Genomic DNA, 505 nt, shown 5'->3' with positions numbered 1-505 from the left:
CAGGGTGCCGCCGTAGAGGTTGAAGAGGTAGGCGTCCTCGGCTGCGACAGCGCCGTTGGCGGTGACGGTGCCGTAGAGCTTGCTCTCGCCCGGGTCGATGCGGAAGTCGCTGAGCTCGACGACGGTGCCGTCGGCAGCGGTCAGGCTGAGGCCGGAGCCGTCGTGGTCGATCTCGCCCTGGACGTAGGGGCGCACGTCGGAGGAGGGGTCGTAGTAGTCGACGTTGCCGCCGGTGATGGGGAAGGAGAAGGTGCCCGTGGTGGCGTCGAAGCCGGCGGTGCCGACGACTCCGGGGGTGAGGCCGAGGCTGGTGAGGGCCTCGACGAAGGACGCGTCGACGGCGACCTGGGTGTCGACGCCCTTGCTGAGGTCAGGCAGCGACGCGACGGGCTCGGTCGACGCAGCCGACGACGAGGACGACGGGGCGGCCGAGGACGACGAGGTCGAGCCGGCGTCGCTGGAGGAGCAGGCGGCGAGGCTGAAGATGAGGGCGCCGGAGGCGACG

1 protein-coding gene is annotated in these 505 nt (G+C 71.3%); it reads right to left on the bottom strand.

The annotated features are described in order from the left end of the window. Positions 1–505, bottom strand: a 505-nt coding sequence (locus IFT90_RS16620; RefSeq protein ID WP_192043321.1) for a hypothetical protein, incomplete at both ends; no start/stop codon positions are given.

The organism is Frigoribacterium sp. CFBP 8766 (genome assembly GCF_014841435.1).
In the GTDB taxonomy this organism is placed as follows: domain Bacteria; phylum Actinomycetota; class Actinomycetes; order Actinomycetales; family Microbacteriaceae; genus Frigoribacterium.
The sequence above is the reverse complement of the archived record's forward strand: the minus strand, read 5'-3'. Positions and strand labels throughout refer to the sequence as shown.